Genomic DNA, 717 nt, shown 5'->3' on the forward strand with positions numbered 1-717 from the left:
CTGTTCGGAAATCATTGGACTTGCGGTACACAAGCGCACCAACTGCACCAGTGCGGCAGGGTGTTCATCCAACAATTCTAAGTACGTCGTGCGCGTGCAAATATTGTGCAGTAAGTGCAACACTCGCGGTAAACCAAATTGAGCATCTGGGTGGGCAAACACCGCATCAAACACTTTTGGCATCAAGCGGTTTAAGACCTCTCGCCCACGGGGGCCGAGCGTTTTCTTGGCCAAGTCGGCTTTAAAGTTGATGATAGCTTTAGAGAATATGGCGGGCTCTTCAACTTGAATATCCTGCTCTAAAATCAGCTCTAGCACATCTTGTTTATTGGCCATATCCCATAATTCATGGAAATGACGAGCAATCGTGCTGCCCTCATCTTCTTCGTCGTCACCAATCAAGGTTTCAAATACTTGATGCACTTTATTCATGTGCTGCTGAGTTTGTTCGATGAGCAGATCCCACGACTCTAGCTGCATCGCAGTTGCCAGTTTTAAACGCTCAATGTCGCAATCGGGCAGCGTTTGAGTCTGCTTGTCAGCCATTGCTTGCAGTAGATTTTCTAGCTGGCGTAAATATTTATATGCCGCTTCCAGATTGCTGACTTCTTGCGGGGTTAACAGTGCAAGATCTTCAATACCATTTAAGGTTTCGAGCAAGCCACGATTGCGCAAAGATGGCTCTCGCCCGCCACGAATCAGTTGGAAAACTTGCGC

At 47.6% G+C, this 717-nt stretch carries 1 pseudogene; it reads right to left on the reverse strand.

Going from position 1 to position 717, the window contains the following annotated elements:
- Nucleotides 1–717, reverse strand: a pseudogene (locus R7E78_RS26540) (bifunctional glutamine synthetase adenylyltransferase/deadenyltransferase); the annotation flags it as partial.

Source organism: Vibrio sp. YT-19(2023) (assembly GCF_033337395.1).